Below are 17870 nucleotides of genomic sequence, written 5' to 3'. Positions count from 1 at the left end.
CGGAAGCGCGCTGCAAGCAGCTTGAAAGTTTGTCCGCTAGCGCTTGCCTTGCTGGCGAATTTGTTCGAGTGTCGCGCCCGGCGTGCTCTGGTCCCGCGGAATGCGAATCTCGATCACCGCGGGCAAGCCGGATTCCCGCGCGCGCTCGAACGCGGGCATGAACTGCTCCGTCGATTCGACCAGCTCGCCATGCGCGCCGAACGCGCGCGCATACGCCGCGAAATCCGGATTCGTGAGCTCCGTCCCGTGCACGCGATTCGGATAATGCCGCTCCTGATGCATGCGGATCGTGCCGTACTGCGCGTTGTTCACGACGATGAAAATCACCGGCAGCCGATACTGCATCGCCGTCGCGAGTTCGTTGCTCGACATCATGAAGCAGCCGTCGCCCGCAAACGCGATCACCGTGCGGTCCGGATACAGCGACTTCGCGGCGATCGCGGCGGGCACGCCGTAGCCCATCGCACCGCTCGTCGGCGCGCACTGCGACCGGAAATGCCGATACGAATAATGCCGATGCAGCCACGTCGCGTAATTGCCCGCGCCGTTCGTCAGGATCGAATCGGCGGGAATCGTCTCGGCGAGCTGACGCATGATTTCGCCGAGCTGCACATCGCCCAACATCGGGCGCGGCTTGCGCCACTCGAGATACGCGGCGTGCGCGGCTTCGGCGCTGCCATCCCATGCAACGCTGGCGGGCGCTTCCAGCGAAGCCAGAAGAGACGCGATCTCCGGCATGCCCGACACGATGGGCAATTCCGCGCTATACACGCGCCCGAGTTCCTCCGCGCCCTGATGCACGTGGATGAGCGTCTGCTTCGTCTTCGGGATATCGAGCAGCGTGTAGCCGCCCGTCGTCGATTCGCCCATGCGCGGGCCGAGCACGAAGAGCACGTCGGCATCGCGCACGCGCGCGGCGAGCGCCGGATTGATCCCGAGGCCGACATCGCCCGCGTAGTTCGGATGGTCGTTGGAGAGCGTGTCCTGAAAGCGGAACGCGCAGCCGACCGGCAGTTTCCACGCTTCCACGAAGCGCGCGAAGTCCTGCGTCGCCTCGGCGGTCCAGCCGCTTCCGCCCGCGATCACGAACGGCTTCTTCGCGTTGGCGAGCAGTTCGCGCAGGCGCTCCATCTGCGCCTTCGACGGCGACGCCGCCACGCGCTGATATCGCGGCGCGGGCGGCACGGCATCGACGGTTTCGGTCAGCATGTCTTCCGGCAGCGCGAGAACGACCGGACCCGGACGGCCGGACATCGCCGTGTGAAACGCGTGGCTCATGTATTCAGGCACGCGGCGCGGATCGTCGATCTGCGCGACCCACTTCGCCATCTGCCCGAACATGCGCCGATAGTCGATTTCCTGAAACGCCTCGCGATCCATGTGATCGCGAGCGCATTGGCCGATGAGCAGGATCATCGGCGTCGAGTCCTGAAACGCGGTGTGCACGCCGATCGACGCGTGCGTCGCGCCCGGCCCGCGCGTCACGATCGCGACGCCCGGCTTGCCGGTGAGCTTGCCGACCGCCTCGGCCATGTTCGCCGCGCCCGCCTCGTGGCGGCAGACGATCGTCTGAATCTGCTCGGTCTCGTCGTGCAGGGAATCGAGCACGGCGAGAAAGCTCTCGCCGGGCACGCAGAACACGCGCTCGACGCCGTGATGGACGAGCGCATCGACGAGCAATCGCGCGCCGGTGGTTTGATCCTGTGAGGAAGGGACAGCGGACGTCATGCGAAGAAGTCTCCTTTGATTGTCCGGCGCGGCTTCGATGCGCGCGGAGCCTAAAGCTTACGCCGCCGCGCCCACGCGCGGAAACGGGCGAAGCGGAATCTTTTTCCGGGCAAACGCCCGCCCTTGCGATGCACGGCGCGCTTCCATCAGCCGAAATACCCCTTTTTCTCACCCCTTATCCAGCGATGGACAAAGACTCAAGTTCGCAATAATGGCTTCACTGAAAAGCGGACACGGCAACGAGCCAAGTGGGTCCGCTTGCTAAAGATCGCAGTTTCACCTCATCGGGGGCAAGTTTGAACATTCGTAAATTCATCGGCGCGAACAGCCGCGACGCACTGCGCCAGGTTCGTGAAGCGCTCGGCCCCGATGCCATCGTGTTGTCCAATCGCACGCTCGATGACGGCTCGGTCGAGATCGTCGGCGTCGCGGACAGCGACATCGCGTCGATCTCGCCCGCCGCGAAGGAACAGGCAGCACGTTCGGCGGGGACGTCGCGCGCCGCGCTGGCCGCCGCTGCAGCCGCGATGCCGGCGAAGCAGCCGGCCGCGAATCCGTACGCGAGCGGCGATGTGTTCTCGTCCGTCTTCGGCGCGAACACCGATGCGGACGATGAATTTCACGCCGAGCCGGAAGCTCGCGCAGAAGACGACACGCCGCCGACGATGGCCGATTCCAATCCGTGGCTGATCGAGCATGCGAAGCGCATCGCGCAGCAGGCGTCGATGCCGTCGAACCGTCCGCTGACCGCGTCGGCTGCGATCGCACGCGGCATGGGCGTGCCGGTCCCGGTGACTGCGCAAGAGACGCGCGTCGAAAAGACGGCGGACTCGGCCCGCTACGCCATGCGTCAGCAAACGAAGCGCGCGGAAGCCGCCGTCGAGCCGAAGGTCCAAACGCCCGACTGGGCACGCGAAGCCGCGCAGATCGCCGCGCGCCGCGCCGCGCAGAAGATCAACGCGAGCGCGCCGCACGCCGAAGCAGCCGAGGCGAACGCCGCGCCGGCATCGAAGGAACACGCATTCGATGGCTTGCCCGCGAACGCGGCGGCCGTCGTCACCGAAGCGATCCGCACGCGCATGGAGCAGGTCGTCAACGAAACGGTGATGAACGAGCTTTCGTCGATGCGCTCGATGATGGAAGAGCACTTCTCCGGTCTCATGTGGGGCGAGCGCCAGCGCCGCAACCCGACGGGCGGCGCGCTCACGAAGCGTTTGTTCGCCGCCGGTTTCTCGGCGCAGCTCGTCCGCATGATGGTGGACAACATGCCGGAACTCGAGAGCGTCGAAGGCGCGCTCGAGTGGGTGCAGCAGGTGCTCGAATCGAACATTCCGGTGATGGACAGCGAAGACGCGCTGATGGAACGCGGCGGCGTGTTCGCACTGATGGGCCCGACTGGCGTCGGCAAGACGACCACGACGGCCAAGCTCGCCGCGCGCTGCGTGATGCGCTTCGGCGCAAGCAAGGTCGCGCTGCTCACGACCGACAGCTACCGTATCGGCGCGCACGAGCAACTGCGCATTTTCGGCAAGATTCTCGGTGTGTCGGTTCACGCGGTGAAAGACGGCGCGGACCTGCAACTCGCGCTTTCGGAACTCCGCAACAAACATATCGTGCTGATCGACACGATCGGCATGAGCCAGCGCGATCGCATGGTCTCGGATCAGATCGCGATGCTGTGCGGCGCGGGTCATCCGGTGCAGCGCATCCTGCTGCTCAACGCGACGAGCCACGGCGACACGCTCAACGAAGTCGTGCAGGCCTACAAGAGCGCGGCGGACCAGCCGCCGCTCGCGGGCTGCATCCTGACCAAGCTCGACGAGGCGACGAATCTCGGCGGCGTGCTCGATACGGTCATCCGCTACAAGCTGCCGGTGCATTACGTGTCGACCGGTCAGAAAGTGCCGGAGAACCTGTACGTCGCGACCAAGCGGTTTCTCATCAAGAGCGCGTTCTGCATCCCGCGCGACAACTCGCCCTTCGTGCCGCAAGACGAAGAAACGCCTGCGCTGCTGTCCGCGTTGTCCGCGCGCGCCACGACCGAACTGCATGAGGTGCACTTTGGATAAGTTCGTGCTCGACCAGGCGGAAGGCCTGCGACGGCTCCTCACGCGCGCCGGTTCGCGCGTGGTGGCGATCGCGGGCGGACCGGCGGGCATCGGATGCACGTCGGCGGTGGTGAATCTCGGCGCGGCGCTTTCCATCCACGGCAAGGACGTGCTCGTGATCGACGAGCACCGCAACGCGGGATCGGTGAGCCGTCTCGTGGGCACCGAAGACGCGGGCGCGCTCGCCTCGGTGATGTCGGGCCGGCGCATGCTCGGCGATGCCGTCGAGCGCACGCCGTTCGGCTTCTCGCTGATGGCCGCGCCGCGCGACGAACGCATCGTTCACGATGCCGCGCAATGCCGCGCGCTGCTCGACGGTCCGGCGGACATCGTGCTGATCGATGCGCAACTCGATCGCCACGGCGCGCTGTCGACGCTCGCGGCGCAGGCGCATGACTTTCTTATTGTGACGCGGGTAGCCGCGTCGGCGATCACCGAGGCGTATGCGTGCATGAAACGACTGCACTACGCCCATGCGATCGGCCAGTTCCGCGTGCTCGTCAATCACGTGCAGAACCCGGCCGACGCGGCGGTCGCGTTCGACAACCTGTCGGGCGTCGCGAGCCGGTATCTGGCCGTGTCGCTCGTGCAGGCGGGATATGTGTCCGAGGATGCGCGCGTCGCTCGGGCGATGGAACTCTCACGCTGCGCAGTCGAAGCGTTCCCGGCCACGGCCGCGGCGCGCGACTACCGCGCAATCGCGGCGGAGCTCCTGCACTGGCCGATGCGCCCCGCGCCTTATATGCGCGATGCGGGCGGCCAGGCCGACGCGCGAAATCCGGTTAGCGACTCTGTACAGGGCGCGCGGGAGGCGTCGCATCGTGCGGCTGCGCTTCACGACTTTGCATTGAGCAGCACGGCGTCGATGTGATCAAGATAGGTGACCAAGATGTATAACGCCCAAGGCAAACTCTCACAGTCGGAAGTGCTGACGAAATACGCACCGCTCGTTCGACGGCTGGGGCTCCAACTCGTCGCCAAGATGCCGGCGAGCGTCGATCTCGACGATCTCATTCAGGCCGGCATGATCGGCCTGCTGGACGCGGCGAGCCGCTACAAGGAAGATCAGGGCGCGCAGTTCGAAACATATGCGAGCCAGCGCATCCGCGGCGCGATGCTGGATGAGCTCCGCGCGAACGACTGGCTGCCGCGCAGCATGCGCAAGACGTCGCGCGAAGTGGAATCGGCGGTGCACAAGGTCGAGCAGAACCTCGGCCGCGCGGCGAGCGAGCAGGAAATCGCCGAGCACATGAAGATGCCGCTCGACGAATATCAGTCGATGCTTCAGGACCTGCACGGCAGCCAGCTGATCTATTACGAAGACTTCGATCGCTCCGCCGACGACGAGCCGTTCCTCGACCGCTATTGCGTCGATCGTTCGGATCCGCTGTCCGCGCTGCTCGACGACAGCCTTCGCGGCGCGCTGATCGAAGCCATCGATAAGCTGCCCGAGCGCGAGAAGCTCCTGATGAGCCTCTATTACGAACGCGGCCTGAACCTGCGCGAAATCGGCGCGGTGATGGAAGTGAGCGAGTCGCGCGTGTGTCAGTTGCACAGCCAGGCGGTCGCGCGTCTGCGCACGAAGCTGCGCGAGCAGGCGTGGACGAGCGTCGAGGCCTGACGTTCCCTAGCTGATCTCGAAGTCCCGCGTCTCGGCGAAGACCGTTTTCCCTTCGCCGAGACTTTTCGCGCGGTACATCGCGCGGTCGGCGGCGCGCAGCACGGCGGTCATGCCGGTTTGATGCGCGGACGCCGCGCTCGAAAGCAGGCATGCGCCGATGCTCGCCGATACCGACACCGGCCGCTCCTGCACCGACGTAATTTCGCCGAGCGCCGAATGGATGTTGTCGGCCACCGACAACACGGCGTCGCGGTCGCGCATCTGATGCGCGAGCACGACGAACTCGTCGCCGCCCAGACGCGCGATGGTGTCCGACTTGCGCATGCGCTTCGCGAGCGAGTCCGCGAAGGCTTGCAGCAGCAGATCGCCGACGGCGTGACCGTAGGTATCGTTCACTTCCTTGAAGCCGTCGAGATCGATCAGAAGGAGCGCGGTGGCGTGATCGCCATTGGCTTCGGGCGCGTTCATCGCGCGATCGACGACTCTTTCCAGCGCGTACCGGTTCGACAGACCCGTGAGCGGATCGGTCGATGCCTGACGCGCTAGATCGCGATTCGCGTTGCCGAGCCGATCGACGAGCACGCTCAGATACACCGATGCGCCGAGTACGCTCAGCGCGAGCCCGATCGCGGCGGGAAGATTCTCGTGCCACCACGGCTGCCAGACGGCCATCGCCGTGACGATGATGAGCGCCGTCGCGCACGATACGGCGAGCGTGCGCTTGCCGTATCGGCATCCCGAACCGATCAGAAACCAGAACATCACCCAGAGAAGCGGCAGCGCCGTTGCGCCGCCCGCGGCGAGCGCGAGCCCGAGGATCGTCTGATCGGCGATGGTCGTGACGGTCAGGCGCGCAACAGAAGGCGCGCTCATGCGGCTGACGATCAGAAGCGTGATCGCCCCATAAGACACATAGAGCGCGACGAGGCGCGTGGTCAGGAAGGCATCGTGTGAAGGGCGGAGCCACGCGAAAACGCCGTAAGCCAGAAGAACCACCGCTCCCATCCAGACCCGCAGCGTGGCCTGCTCGCGTTCCGGATTCCGGTGTTCGGACCATGCGAAGGCATAAGTCCGGCGTGCCGGTTGATGCGCCTGCTCCATACTGAACCCCTGGATGGTGATTTCTTTCTTTTATCTTGCTGCCAAGTACTGCGGCCCCGTCGCATGGCATCGGCTGAATGGAGTGGTATCGAGTTGCACCGAGCGAGCGATCCGCTATTTTGCAACGTTTTGCGAAGACGCTGTGTTTCGTGTAAGAACAGCTTAAGAACGTCCATTTCTCATTCACGGCGATGCGCGACGAATCCATTTCTTTAGCTGCCGAATGGCTGCCCGTTTGCAATAGCGAAGACGTGCCGGAAGGCGGCGCGCGCGGATTCATCGTGGCCGATGAGCGGATCGTCGTGTGGCGGGACAGCATCGGCGCGGCGCATGCGTGGCGCGATTACTGTCCGCATCGGGGCGCGCAGTTGTCGCTCGGGCATGTGATGCGCGATCAGATCGTGTGTCCGTATCACGGCTGGAGTTACGACATCGAAGGACAGTGTTTGCGGATTCCGTCGAATCCTTCATTGCGTCCGTCGAAGCGCGCGTGCGCGACGACTTTCGTTTGCGAAGAGAAGTACGGCGTTATCTGGATGTGTTTCGGCGAGCCTGCGTATGCGCTCGATTTCTTTCCCGAAGCCGCGATTCCCGGTGGCCGGCGCATCAATCTCGCGCCGCAGACGGTGAGGTCGTCGGCGCCGCGCGTCGTCGAGAATTTTCTGGACATGGCGCATTTCTCGTTCGTGCATGCGGGGATTCTGGGCGAGGACACGCATACGGAAGTGCCCGATTACGAAGTCGTCGCGAGCGATGAAGGTCTGGAAGCGCGGCAATGCCGATACTGGCAACCGGCGGGAATGCCGGGGCAGGGCGGCGGCGCGATGATCGATTATGTGTATCGCGTGAAGCGGCCTTTGATCGCGAAGCTGACGAAGATGGCGTCGGGCGGGCAGGGCGCGCTGCATATCATGCTGGCGGCGTCGCCGGTGACGCAGACAGAGACGCGCGCGTGGCTCGTCTCGGTTCACGAGGATGATTCGACGCATTCCGATCGCGAGCTATACGACTTCAATATGGAGATTTTGATGCAGGACACGCCGGTGGTGGAGTCGCAATGGCCGCAGCGCTTGCCGCTCGATCTCGATGCGGAGTTGCATCAGAAGTGCGATCGGATGGCGGTGGCTTATAGGAGGTGGTTGGCGGGGATGGGGTTTGGTTGGGGGACGACGACGGCGAACCGCGAGGGCGGACTCGAGTAGTTTCGACTGCGACGGCTGTCGAGTGGAAACGCTTGGCGCGCCCGGCTGGGATCGAACCAGCAACCCCTGCCTTCGGAGGGCAGTACTCTATCCATTGAGCTACGGGCGCATCGGAGAAGGTCTTGCGGAAGGACTACACACGCCGTAAGACGGCTGCAAGGCCCATGCGAATCCGAGAGGATACCTGTTTTCCGTGACGCCGTCCATCGTGCGGGACCGAGCGCCCTGCGCGGAACGAGTCACAAAGCATCACACGATTCGGGTAAACGCCCGCTTCACCGCCCCGGCCACCCCGCGCCGACAGTTAAGCGTTCCGTCTATAATCGACCGTGCCTTTCCCCAAGGCGCGCCTAGCGCACTGCCGTAGCTGTCACGCTGTCACTGAACCGACTCACACCAAAAAACGGGAGACGAGACAAGCATGAGCGAAGCACCCCACGGAGCCCCGATCAAGACACCCGGCCAACTCATCGCCGCGGTCATCGCGGGATTCGGCATCCCGGTCGCCATCATCATCCTGCTCGCGGTGTACGTGAACAATTCCACGCGCACCGGCGCCGGCACGGACATCGAGCAGTCGGTCAACGCGCGCATCGCGCCCGCCGCACAAGTCGATGTCCGCGACGCCAACGCGCCGCGCGTCTACAAGTCCGGCGAGGAAGTCTTCAAGGCCGTGTGCTCGGCCTGTCACGCGACAGGCACCGCCGGCGCGCCCAAGTTCGGCGATGCCGGCGCATGGGCCCCGCGCATCGGCGAAGGTTACGACACGCTGCTGCACAACGCGCTCAACGGCAAGGGCGGCATGCCCGCGCGCGGCGGCACCAGCCCCGACGATTACTCCGACTTCGAAATCGCGCGCGCGGTCGTCTATATGGCGAACGGCAGCGGCGGCAAGCTCGCGGAACCGGCGCAACCGGCATCGGGCGCCGCGGCTGCATCGAGCGCGGCAGCGCCCGCCGCAGCCAGTTCGAACGAAAATGCTCAGGCCGCCGCAGCGGTCGCGGCGCTCGCATCGGTGCCGGCGGCTGCATCGGCGGCGCCGGCCGCGGGCGCGCAAAGCGCCGACGCCGCTCAGGCGGGCAAGGCGCTCTACGAGCAGGTCTGTCAGGCGTGTCACGCGGCGGGCGTGCTCGGCGCGCCGAAGTTCGGCGACAAGGCCGCGTGGGCGCCGCGCCTGAAAGAGCCGATGGACACCGTCTACAACTACGCGCTGCACGGCAAGGGCGCGATGCCGCCAAAGGGCGGATCGAACGCATCGGATGCAGATGTGAAAGCCGCCGTCGATTACATGGCGAACGCGGCGAAGTAAGCGAAAACCCTGCGCGAGCGGCCGCGCGAGCGGGGTTTTTCATCAGCAAGACGGCAAACCGTTCACGTCTTCTGCAACATCGCCTTGAGCATCGCCATGCGATCTTTCGGCGACAAAGGCGCTTCTTCGGCCGTCGGCGGCGGCGCATCGTCGAGCAGCATCTCGGGGATGAACCGCGACGGCTCGCACACCACCGTCTCCCGCGCGCGCTTTCTCTTCTTGCACCAGTTCAGATGCAGACTGCGCTGCGCCCGCGTGATCGCGACATACATCAGCCGGCGCTCTTCCTCGATGCGCGAATCGTCGACGGGCGCGTCGTCGTCCGAACTGCCGCGATGCGGCATGATGCCTTCCTCGACGCCCACCAGAAAGACGTGTGGATACTCCAGCCCCTTCGACGCATGCACCGTCGACAGGCGCACTGCATCCGGGTCTTCTTCCTTGCCTTCGAGCATCGACATCAGCGCGACGGTCTGGATCAGGCCGAGCAGGTTCTTGCCTTCATCGGCGAAACCGTCGGCGGTGTCGAAACCGGTCTGCTCCGCGCCCGGCGCGGCTTCCGGCTTCGTGCCCTTGCGCTTCAGCCATTCGAGAAATTCGAGCACGTTCTGCCATTTCGACTGCGCCTGGCGCTCGTCGTACGCGTCATAGAGATACGACTCGTAGTGGATGGCTTCCATCATGTCGTCGAGAACTTCGGTCGCGGGATCGCGCGCGGCGCGGTCCGACAGACGCCGGATCCATTCGCAGAACGTGCGCAGCGGCTCGACCTGCCGCGCCGACAGACGCGCCTCGATGCCGCCCATGAACACCGCCTCGAACAGCGACACCTTCGCCGCGCCCGCGAATGCGCCGAGCGCTTCGAGCGTCGTGTTGCCGACACCGCGTCGCGGCGTGGTGATCGCGCGGATGAAAGCGGGATCGTCGTCGGGATTGGCGATCAGCCGCAGATACGCGATCAGATCCTTGATCTCGGCCTTGTCGAAGAACGATTGCCCGCCCGAGAGCACATAAGGAATGCGCTCCCGCCGCAACACCTGTTCGAAGATGCGCGCCTGAAAGTTGCCGCGATAGAGAATCGCGTAATCGCGAAACTGCGTGCGCCGCTCGAACTTGTGCGCCGACAAGCGAAACACGACGGATTCCGCCTCGTGCTCTTCGTCGTTGCAGCCGGTGACGGTGATCGTGTCGCCCATGCCGTGCTCGGACCAGAGCTTCTTCTCGAACAGCTTCGGATTGTTCGCGATGACGTTGTTCGCCGCCGTCAGAATCCGCACCGTCGAGCGATAGTTCTGCTCCAGCTTGATGACATGCAGCTTCGGGAAATCCTTGCCGAGCTGCGCGAGATTTTCAATGGTCGCGCCGCGCCAGCCGTAGATCGCCTGGTCATCGTCGCCGACGGCCGTGAACGCGGCGCGCGGACCGGCCAGCAGCTTCACGAGTTCATACTGGCACGCGTTCGTGTCCTGATATTCGTCGATCAGCAGATAGCGCAGGCGGTTCTGCCACTTGTCGCGCACCTGCTCGTTCTCCGCGAAAAGCTGCGCGGGACGCAGGATCAGATCGTCGAAATCGAGCGCCTGATACGCGTGCAGCGTCGCGGCGTAACTCCGATAGACGATCGCCGCCTGATGCTCGTCCTCGTTGCTCGCGAGCACGGACGCCTGATCGGGCGAAACCATCGCGTTCTTCCACAGCGAGATGATCGACTGGATCTTGCGGATCAGGCCTTTGTCCGTCGTGCCGAGCTGTTCCTGAACCATGCCGAAGCAATCGTCGGAATCCATGATCGAGAACTGCGGCTTGAGTCCGACGTGTTCCGCTTCCTGCCGCATGATCTGCACGCCGAGCGAGTGGAACGTGCAAATCGTCAACTGATTGACGGGAATCTTGCGGCCTTCCTTGCCGGGCGTCGTGAGCGTCTTGCCTTCGAGGAGCTTGGCCGTGCGCTCGCGCATTTCGAGCGCGGCCTTGTTCGTGAAGGTGAGCGCGGCGATGTGCTTCGGCTCGAAGCCGCGCCCTTCGATCAGATGCGCGATCTTCTGCGTGATGACGCGCGTCTTGCCGCTGCCCGCGCCGGCGAGCACGAGACAGGGACCATCGAGATAGCGCACGGCTTCGCTTTGCGCGGCGTTCAGACCAGCGGACATCGTTTTGGCTTTGGAGTTTGGGCGCGCCTGGCTGTGACTTGCGCGCGAAAGGAGAGCGCGATGTTAACACGATAGAGGCGGCGCGGTTCCGGCCCCTGTTCGTGCCACAATATCCGGTCAATTCAACGACAGGACGATGCCCGCATGGACACAGCACTCAAAGTCGGCGTAATGGGCTACGGCCTCGCCGGCGCGACGTTTCACGCGCCCGTCATCGAGCACTGCGGCCGCGCCGAAGTCACGGCCATCGCCACGTCGCAGGCCGAGCGCGCGCAGGCCGATTATCCGAACGCGCGGATCGTCGCGGATTTCGACGCGCTGCTCGCCATCGACGAACTCCAGTGCGTCGTCGTCGCGACGCCGAACGACACGCACTTCGATCTCGCGCATCGGGCGCTGTCGGCGGGCAAACACGTGGTCGTCGACAAACCGGTGACGCTTTCGTCGCGCGACGCCCGCACGCTCGCCGATCTCGCGCAGCAGAAAGGGCTCGTGTTCGCGCCGTTTCACAACCGTCGCTGGGACGGCGATTTCATGACGGTGCGCGCCCTCATCGAAAGCGGACGGCTCGGGCGCATCACGCATTACGAATCGCATTTCGACCGTTTCCGCCCGAAAGTGCCGCAGCGCTGGCGTGAGGAAGCGGAGCGCGGCGGCGGCCTGCTGTTCGATCTGGGGCCGCATCTGATCGATCAGGCGCTGACGCTCTTCGGCGCGCCGCAAACGGTGACGGCGTTCGTGAAGGCGCATCGCGACCACGCGCACGCGCCGGACTACGTGCATCTCGTGCTCGGTTACGCCGACAAGGAAGTAATCCTGCACGCGAGCGCGCTCGCGGCGCTGGAGCCGCCGCGTTTCGCGATCCACGGCACGCGCGGCAGTTATGTGAAGAACGGGCTCGATACGCAGGAAGATCAGTTGCGTTCGGGGATGCGCCCGGGCAATCCGGAGTTCGCGAAGAATCCGCCGGGCACGTTGCGCGAGGTCGATGGCGATCTCGATCTGCGTCACGAATTCGCCACGAAAGATGGCGCGTACGTCGAGTTTTATCGTGCGCTGGCGGCGGCGATTCTGGATGGCAAGCCGTTTCCGGTTTCGCCTCAGGACGCAGTCGACACGATGACGATCATCGAACTCGCGATGCAGAGCGAGCAAGAAGGGCGGCGCGTGCCCTTCGCGCGCGGCTGACGCCTAGCGGCGGCTGACGCTGCCGCACGTCGTCCGCACTTCGCCGGCGATGTCGCCGCAGTTCACGTTGCCCGACACCGTCGACACCGAGCACCGACATCGCCGCAAGTCACGTTGCCCGACACGGTCGACACGACGCCGACCGCGCCGTGAACCGCGACCGTATCGCAGTTGTCCGCCTGAAACGCCTGAAGGTCGCCGTGCACTTCGAGCGTGATGCGCGTCGCTTCGCCGGCGCTCACGTTCTTGCCGTCGACGAGCACGCGGCCGCCGCGAACCGACACATGGTTGCCTGTATAAGTAACGCCGTTGATGGTGATCGTGGCCATGTTCGTCGAAGAGGAATCAACGCGATCCGAACAGTGTACGCGTGATTTCATTGCGAAAAAGCGCTGCTTCTGAAACAAACTACGACGGATTTGTCGATACACGCTCGCGCGTTTGCATCGGTTTCGAATCTGCGGAAAAGCGCAATCGCGCAAGTCCGAATCCGTTTGACAACCCTAATTCGGTCGCGTAAATTCTGCCGCACGCGTCGGGAGAGCGCGTGGCCTTTCATCGCAACGAGAAAGACCGCGCCGCCGAAGGGGCATACCCGCAAACTCTCAGGCAAAAGGACCGACCGCGTCGAGGAACGAGTTTCCTCGCACTCTGGAGAGCGGCAGCGGCTTCGTCATTGAGCCAGTTGCCCACCGAAGGGGCGCGCGATGGACCGCGGCACAGCCGTGCACGGTTCGCGCAATCTCTCAGGTACCGAGGACAGAGGGGTCACGCATCGCAACCGCTCGCGGCATGGGCCTTGCGCGCTGCTTTCCGCAGCACGAAAGGCGCATCCGGCAGGCGAATAGTGCGCTGCGTGGCCTTTTTTGTTTCGCGAACCGAGGCCCCGATGACTTCTCTTCAACACACGCCGCTGCACGCCGCTCACCTCGCGCTCAACGCGCGCATGGTCGATTTCGGCGGCTGGGACATGCCCGTCAACTACGGTTCGCAGATCGACGAGCACCGCGCGGTGCGTACCGACGCCGGCATGTTCGACGTCTCGCACATGCGCGTCGTCGATTTCGAAGGCGAGGCCGTCCGCGAATTCTTCAAGTACGCGATCGCCAATAACGTCGACAAGCTGACGACGCCCGGAAAAGCGCTCTATTCCTGCCTGCTCAACGGCGACGGCGGCGTCATCGACGATCTGATCGTCTACTACTTCTCCGAAACGAGTTTTCGCGTCGTCGTGAATGCGGGCACGGCGGAGAAGGACATCGCCTGGTTCGGTCAATTGAATGCCGAAGGCGAATTCAACCTTTCCATCACGCCGCGTCGCGACCTCGCGATCATCGCCGTGCAAGGTCCGAACGCGCGCGAAAAAGCCTGGCAAGTGCTGCCGGACACGCGCGCGCAGACGCAGGACATCAAGCCGTTCAACGCGGTCGTTTTCCCGTCGACGCAATTCGGCGAACTGATGCTCGCGCGCACCGGCTACACCGGCGAGGACGGTTTCGAGATCGTCGTGCCGGCGACGCATGTGGAAGCGCTCTGGAACGCTTTGCGCGACGCAGGCGTGAAGCCCGCCGGCCTCGGCGCGCGCGACACGCTGCGCCTCGAAGCCGGCATGAACCTCTACGGCCAGGACATGGACGAGAACGTCTCGCCCCTCGACGCCGGCCTCGCGTGGACCGTCGATCTGAAGACGCCGCGCGATTTCGTCGGCCGCAGCGCGCTCGAAGCGCACGGCTCGAAGGCGAACTTCGTCGGGCTCGTGCTCATCAAGGAAAACGGCAAGGCGGGCGGCGTGCTGCGCGCGCATCAGAAAGTCGTCACGGAACGCGGCGACGGCGAAATCACGAGCGGCACGTTTTCGCCGTCGATGCAGGAGTCGATCGCGTTCGCGCGCGTGCCCACGGGTGTTGCCGTCGGCGACACGGTGCAGGTCGTCATCCGCGACAAGCAACTGCCGGCGCGCGTGGTAAAACTTCCGTTCGTGCGCAACGGCAAGGTTCTGGTTGAGCTTTCCTGAAGCCGTCGCGCCCGTTTCCTCCGATCAAGAACCTCACGAAAGAACCACGCAAGGAGCATCCAATGAGCATCCCGGCCGATCTGAAATACACCGAATCGCACGAATGGGTCCGCACCGAATCCGATGGCACGCTGACCGTCGGCATCACCGATCACGCGCAGGAAGCGCTCGGTGACATCGTGTTCGTCGAACTGCCCGCGGCGGGCAAGACCGTTGCGGCGGGCGACGCGATCGCGGTGATCGAATCGGTGAAGGCCGCTTCCGATATTTACGCGCCGGTGTCGGGCGAGATCGTCGCATCGAACGACGCGCTGACTTCGGCGCCCGATCAGGTCAACGGCGCGCCGTACGAAAGCTGGCTCTTCAAGATCAAGCCGGCCGGCGACGCCACGCTCGACAAGCTGCTCGACGCCGAAGGCTACGGCAAGTCGATCGGCGAATAACCCATCTCAATGACGATGGCGGCTCGCGCAGACCAAGAGCGAGCCGCGTCGCAGGAATTCACATGAAGCTCGAACACCCGGATCGCCTGATGAACCGCACATCCCTGTCACTCGCCGCGCTCGAATGCCACGACGCATTCGCCGAGCGGCACATCGGCCCCGATGATGCCGACCAGCGCGCGATGCTCGACGCGCTCGGTTTCGCGTCGCGCGCGGCGTTCATCGACGCGGTGATTCCTGAATCGATCCGCCGCAAGGACACGCTGCCGCTCGGCGCGTTCACGCAGCCGAAAAGCGAGGCGGAAGCGCTCGCGTATCTGCGCAAGCTGGCGGACGAGAATCTGGTGTTCCGGACTTACATCGGCCAGGGTTACTACGGCACGCACACGCCGGCGGTGATCCTGCGCAACGTGCTCGAAAATCCGGCGTGGTACACGGCATACACGCCCTATCAGCCGGAAATTTCGCAAGGGCGCCTCGAAGCGCTGCTCAATTTCCAGCAGATGGTCATGGACCTGACTGGCCTCGCGATGGCCAACGCCTCGCTGCTCGACGAATCCACCGCCGCCGCCGAAGCGATGACGCTGCTGCAACGCATCGGCAAGCCGAAGTCGAACGTGTTCTACGTTGCCGACGACGTGCTGCCGCAGACGATCGAAGTCGTGAAGACGCGCGCGAAGCCGGCGGGCATCGACGTGAAAGTCGGTCCCGCCGCCGATGCCGCCAGCGCGAATGCATTCGGCGTGCTGCTGCAATATCCGGGCGCGAACGGCGATGTGCGCGACTATCGCGCGCTCGCCGAAGCGATCCACGCGGCGGGCGGCCATGTGGTCGCCGCGGCGGATCTGCTCGCGCTGACGCTCATCACGCCGCCGGGCGAATGGGGCGCGGATGTCGCGATCGGCAATACGCAGCGTTTCGGCGTGCCGGTCGGTTTTGGCGGGCCGCACGCGGCATACATGGCCGTGCGCGATGAATTCAAGCGCCAGATGCCGGGCCGTCTCGTTGGCGTGACCGTCGATGCGCAGGGCAATCCGGCGCTGCGTCTCGCGCTCCAGACGCGCGAGCAGCACATCCGTCGCGAGAAGGCGACGTCGAATGTCTGCACGGCGCAGGCGCTGCTCGCGATCATGGCGAGCATGTACGCGGTCTATCACGGCCCGCGCGGTCTCAAGACGATCGCGCTGCGCGTGAATCGCGTGGCGTCGATCTTTGCGGCGGGCGTAAAGAAGCTCGGCTACACGATAGCGAACGACACGTTCTTCGATACCGTCACGATCGAAAGCGGCGCGAGCACGACCGCGCTGCATCAGGCCGCGTACGCCGCGCACATCAATCTGCGTCATGTGAGCGCGAGCCAGGTCGGCGTTTCGCTCGATGAAACCACCACGCGCGACGACTTGCAGAAGCTCTTCGCGCTCTTTGCGGAAGTCGCGGGCAAGACCGAAACGTTCGATATCGACGCGCTCGATCAATCGGTGACGGATTCGCTGCCGCAGGCACTGCACCGCACGAGCGAGTATCTGACGCATCCGGTTTTCAATCGCCACCACTCCGAGCACGAAATGCTGCGCTATCTGCGCAGTCTCGCGGATAAAGACCTCGCGCTCGACCGCACGATGATCCCGCTCGGTTCCTGCACGATGAAGCTCAACGCGACCTCGGAAATGCTGCCGGTCACGTGGCCCGAGTTCGCGGCGATTCATCCGTTCGCGCCCGCCGAGCAGACGGTCGGCTATCGCACGATGATCGATCAGCTCGAACAGATGCTCGTCGCGTGCACGGGTTACGCGGCGGTGTCGTTGCAGCCGAACGCCGGTTCGCAAGGCGAGTACGCGGGCTTGCTCATCATTCACGCGTATCACGAGTCGCGCGGCGAAGGGCATCGCAACGTGTGTCTGATTCCGGCGTCCGCGCACGGCACGAATCCGGCGTCGGCGCAGATGGCGGGCATGCAGGTCGTCGTCGTCGCGTGCGATGCGAACGGCAACGTCGATATCGACGATCTGAAGGCGAAGGCCGAAAAGCATTCGCCGAATCTCGCGGCGATCATGATCACGTATCCGTCGACGCACGGCGTGTTCGAGCGCAACGTCCGCGAAATCTGCGACATCGTGCACGCGCACGGCGGCCAGGTGTATGTCGACGGCGCGAACATGAACGCGATGGTCGGTCTCTGCGCGCCCGGCCAGTTCGGCGGCGACGTATCGCACTTGAATCTGCACAAGACGTTCTGCATTCCGCACGGCGGCGGCGGACCGGGCGTCGGTCCGGTCGCGGTCGGCGCGCATCTGGCGAAGTTCCTGCCGAATCAGACGTCCACTGGCTACAAGCGCGATGAAGCAGGCATCGGCGCGGTGTCGTCGGCGCCGTACGGCTCGGCCGCGATCCTGCCGATCTCGTGGATGTACATCGCGATGATGGGCGCGAGCGGCCTCACCGCCGCCACCGAAAGCGCGATTCTCGCGGCGAACTATGTCGCGAAGCGTCTCGCGCCGCACTATCCGGTGCTGTACAGCGGCGCGGGCGGACTGGTCGCGCACGAATGCATTCTCGATGTGCGTCCGATCAAGGAATCGAGCGGCATCTCGGTGGAAGACGTCGCGAAGCGCCTGATCGACTACGGCTTCCACGCGCCGACGATGAGCTTCCCGGTTCCGGGCACGCTGATGGTCGAGCCGACGGAATCGGAATCGAAGGAGGAGCTCGACCGCTTCATCGACGCGATGATCGCGATCCGCGAGGAAATCCGCGCGGTCGAAGAAGGCCGCGCCGATCGCGAGGACAACGTGCTGAAGAACGCGCCGCACACGGCGGCGGTCGTCGCATCGGATGCGTGGGAGCACAAGTACACGCGCGAAGCGGCCGCGTATCCGCTGAAGTCGCTGATCGCGCGCAAGTACTGGTCGCCGGTCGGCCGTGCGGACAACGCTTATGGCGACCGCAATCTGATGTGCTCGTGCGTGCCGGTATCGGAATACGCGGACGAGTAAGGCTACGCGCACG

13 protein-coding genes, 1 tRNA gene and 2 riboswitches are annotated in these 17870 nt (G+C 64.6%); of the genes, 9 read left to right on the top strand and 5 right to left on the bottom strand.

Going from position 1 to position 17870, the window contains the following annotated elements; all coding sequences use genetic code 11:
- Window positions 1–36: 36 nt before the first annotated feature.
- On the bottom strand, window positions 37–1728 hold the full coding sequence (locus NCT05_RS00420; protein WP_034472322.1) for a thiamine pyrophosphate-binding protein: 1692 nt from the start codon (window positions 1726–1728) through the stop codon (window positions 37–39).
- A gap of 296 nt (window positions 1729–2024) precedes the next feature.
- Here NCT05_RS00420 and flhF point away from each other — a divergent pair, with 296 nt between their 5' ends.
- From flhF to NCT05_RS00405, 3 genes are read left to right on the top strand one after another with little or no spacing between them, the layout of a single operon-like run.
- Window positions 2025–3797 carry a flagellar biosynthesis GTPase FlhF gene (gene flhF, locus NCT05_RS00415; RefSeq protein WP_008352504.1) on the top strand — a complete coding sequence of 591 codons (1773 nt, stop codon included), beginning with the start codon at window positions 2025–2027 and terminating at the stop codon, window positions 3795–3797.
- Window positions 3790–4707, top strand: coding sequence for a MinD/ParA family ATP-binding protein (locus NCT05_RS00410; RefSeq protein WP_034472320.1), 918 nt, complete (start codon window positions 3790–3792; stop codon window positions 4705–4707). The genes flhF and NCT05_RS00410 overlap by 8 nt, the downstream gene beginning before the upstream one ends.
- 18 nt (window positions 4708–4725) lie before the next feature.
- On the top strand, window positions 4726–5457 hold the full coding sequence (locus NCT05_RS00405; protein ID WP_008352509.1) for an RNA polymerase sigma factor FliA: 732 nt from the start codon (window positions 4726–4728) through the stop codon (window positions 5455–5457).
- A 6-nt stretch (window positions 5458–5463) separates the two neighbouring features.
- Here NCT05_RS00405 and NCT05_RS00400 read toward each other — a convergent pair whose 3' ends face one another.
- Entirely contained in the window at window positions 5464–6558 is a 1095-nt protein-coding gene (locus tag NCT05_RS00400; protein ID WP_008352510.1) for a GGDEF domain-containing protein, read from the bottom strand.
- A 191-nt stretch (window positions 6559–6749) separates the two neighbouring features.
- Here NCT05_RS00400 and NCT05_RS00395 point away from each other — a divergent pair, with 191 nt between their 5' ends.
- A complete protein-coding gene (locus tag NCT05_RS00395) occupies window positions 6750–7760 on the top strand; it encodes a Rieske 2Fe-2S domain-containing protein (RefSeq protein ID WP_250501571.1) in 1011 nt (336 codons plus the stop codon).
- Window positions 7761–7793: 33 nt separating this feature from the next.
- Here NCT05_RS00395 and NCT05_RS00390 read toward each other — a convergent pair.
- A tRNA-Arg gene (locus NCT05_RS00390) sits at window positions 7794–7869 on the bottom strand.
- 312 nt (window positions 7870–8181) lie between these two features.
- On the opposite strand from NCT05_RS00390, the gene NCT05_RS00385 reads away from it, so the two are divergent.
- Window positions 8182–9069 carry a c-type cytochrome gene (locus NCT05_RS00385; RefSeq protein WP_250457096.1) on the top strand — a complete coding sequence of 296 codons (888 nt, stop codon included), beginning with the start codon at window positions 8182–8184 and terminating at the stop codon, window positions 9067–9069.
- Window positions 9070–9131: 62 nt separating this feature from the next.
- On the opposite strand, the gene NCT05_RS00380 is transcribed toward NCT05_RS00385, so the two are convergent.
- Window positions 9132–11219, bottom strand: a complete 2088-nt coding sequence (locus NCT05_RS00380) for a UvrD-helicase domain-containing protein (RefSeq protein WP_008352515.1) — start codon at window positions 11217–11219, stop codon at window positions 9132–9134.
- Between the two features lie 144 nt (window positions 11220–11363).
- Here NCT05_RS00380 and NCT05_RS00375 point away from each other — a divergent pair, with 144 nt between their 5' ends.
- A complete protein-coding gene (locus NCT05_RS00375) occupies window positions 11364–12407 on the top strand; it encodes an oxidoreductase (protein ID WP_175979653.1) in 1044 nt (347 codons plus the stop codon).
- A gap of 62 nt (window positions 12408–12469) precedes the next feature.
- On the opposite strand, the gene NCT05_RS00370 is transcribed toward NCT05_RS00375, so the two are convergent.
- Entirely contained in the window at window positions 12470–12736 is a 267-nt protein-coding gene (locus NCT05_RS00370; RefSeq protein WP_250501570.1) for a hypothetical protein, read from the bottom strand.
- Window positions 12737–12933: 197 nt separating this feature from the next.
- Window positions 12934–13039, top strand: a riboswitch (glycine riboswitch).
- A 9-nt stretch (window positions 13040–13048) separates the two neighbouring features.
- A riboswitch (glycine riboswitch) is annotated at window positions 13049–13180 on the top strand.
- 116 nt (window positions 13181–13296) lie between these two features.
- Here NCT05_RS00370 and gcvT point away from each other — a divergent pair.
- The 3 genes from gcvT to gcvP all read left to right on the top strand — a co-directional run bounded on the left by gcvT (window position 13297) and on the right by gcvP (window position 17857).
- A complete protein-coding gene (gene gcvT / locus NCT05_RS00365; RefSeq protein WP_034472309.1) occupies window positions 13297–14421 on the top strand; it encodes a glycine cleavage system aminomethyltransferase GcvT in 1125 nt (374 codons plus the stop codon).
- A gap of 62 nt (window positions 14422–14483) precedes the next feature.
- Window positions 14484–14864 carry a glycine cleavage system protein GcvH gene (gcvH, locus tag NCT05_RS00360; protein WP_008352521.1) on the top strand — a complete coding sequence of 127 codons (381 nt, stop codon included), beginning with the start codon at window positions 14484–14486 and terminating at the stop codon, window positions 14862–14864.
- Window positions 14865–14926: 62 nt separating this feature from the next.
- Complete coding sequence (gene gcvP / locus NCT05_RS00355; RefSeq protein ID WP_250501569.1) at window positions 14927–17857, top strand: aminomethyl-transferring glycine dehydrogenase; 2931 nt, start codon at window positions 14927–14929, stop codon at window positions 17855–17857.
- Window positions 17858–17870: the final 13 nt, after the last annotated feature.

It is taken from the genome of Caballeronia sp. AZ7_KS35 (genome assembly GCF_023631045.1).
In the GTDB taxonomy this organism is placed as follows: Bacteria; Pseudomonadota; Gammaproteobacteria; order Burkholderiales; family Burkholderiaceae; genus Caballeronia; species Caballeronia zhejiangensis.
This window is presented reverse-complemented; position numbering and strand designations above follow the sequence as displayed.

Coding starts and splice junctions, on each gene's coding strand:
- NCT05_RS00420 (WP_034472322.1), bottom strand. CDS start 1,728: ATGACGTCCGCTGTCCCTTCCTCACAGGATCAAACCACCGGCGCGCGA.
- NCT05_RS00405 (WP_008352509.1), top strand. CDS start 4,726: ATGTATAACGCCCAAGGCAAACTCTCACAGTCGGAAGTGCTGACGAAA.
- NCT05_RS00400 (WP_008352510.1), bottom strand. CDS start 6,558: ATGGAGCAGGCGCATCAACCGGCACGCCGGACTTATGCCTTCGCATGG.
- NCT05_RS00395 (WP_250501571.1), top strand. CDS start 6,750: ATGCGCGACGAATCCATTTCTTTAGCTGCCGAATGGCTGCCCGTTTGC.
- NCT05_RS00385 (WP_250457096.1), top strand. CDS start 8,182: ATGAGCGAAGCACCCCACGGAGCCCCGATCAAGACACCCGGCCAACTC.
- NCT05_RS00380 (WP_008352515.1), bottom strand. CDS start 11,219: ATGTCCGCTGGTCTGAACGCCGCGCAAAGCGAAGCCGTGCGCTATCTC.
- NCT05_RS00375 (WP_175979653.1), top strand. CDS start 11,364: ATGGACACAGCACTCAAAGTCGGCGTAATGGGCTACGGCCTCGCCGGC.
- NCT05_RS00370 (WP_250501570.1), bottom strand. CDS start 12,736: ATGGCCACGATCACCATCAACGGCGTTACTTATACAGGCAACCATGTG.
- gcvT (WP_034472309.1), top strand. CDS start 13,297: ATGACTTCTCTTCAACACACGCCGCTGCACGCCGCTCACCTCGCGCTC.
- gcvH (WP_008352521.1), top strand. CDS start 14,484: ATGAGCATCCCGGCCGATCTGAAATACACCGAATCGCACGAATGGGTC.
- gcvP (WP_250501569.1), top strand. CDS start 14,927: ATGAAGCTCGAACACCCGGATCGCCTGATGAACCGCACATCCCTGTCA.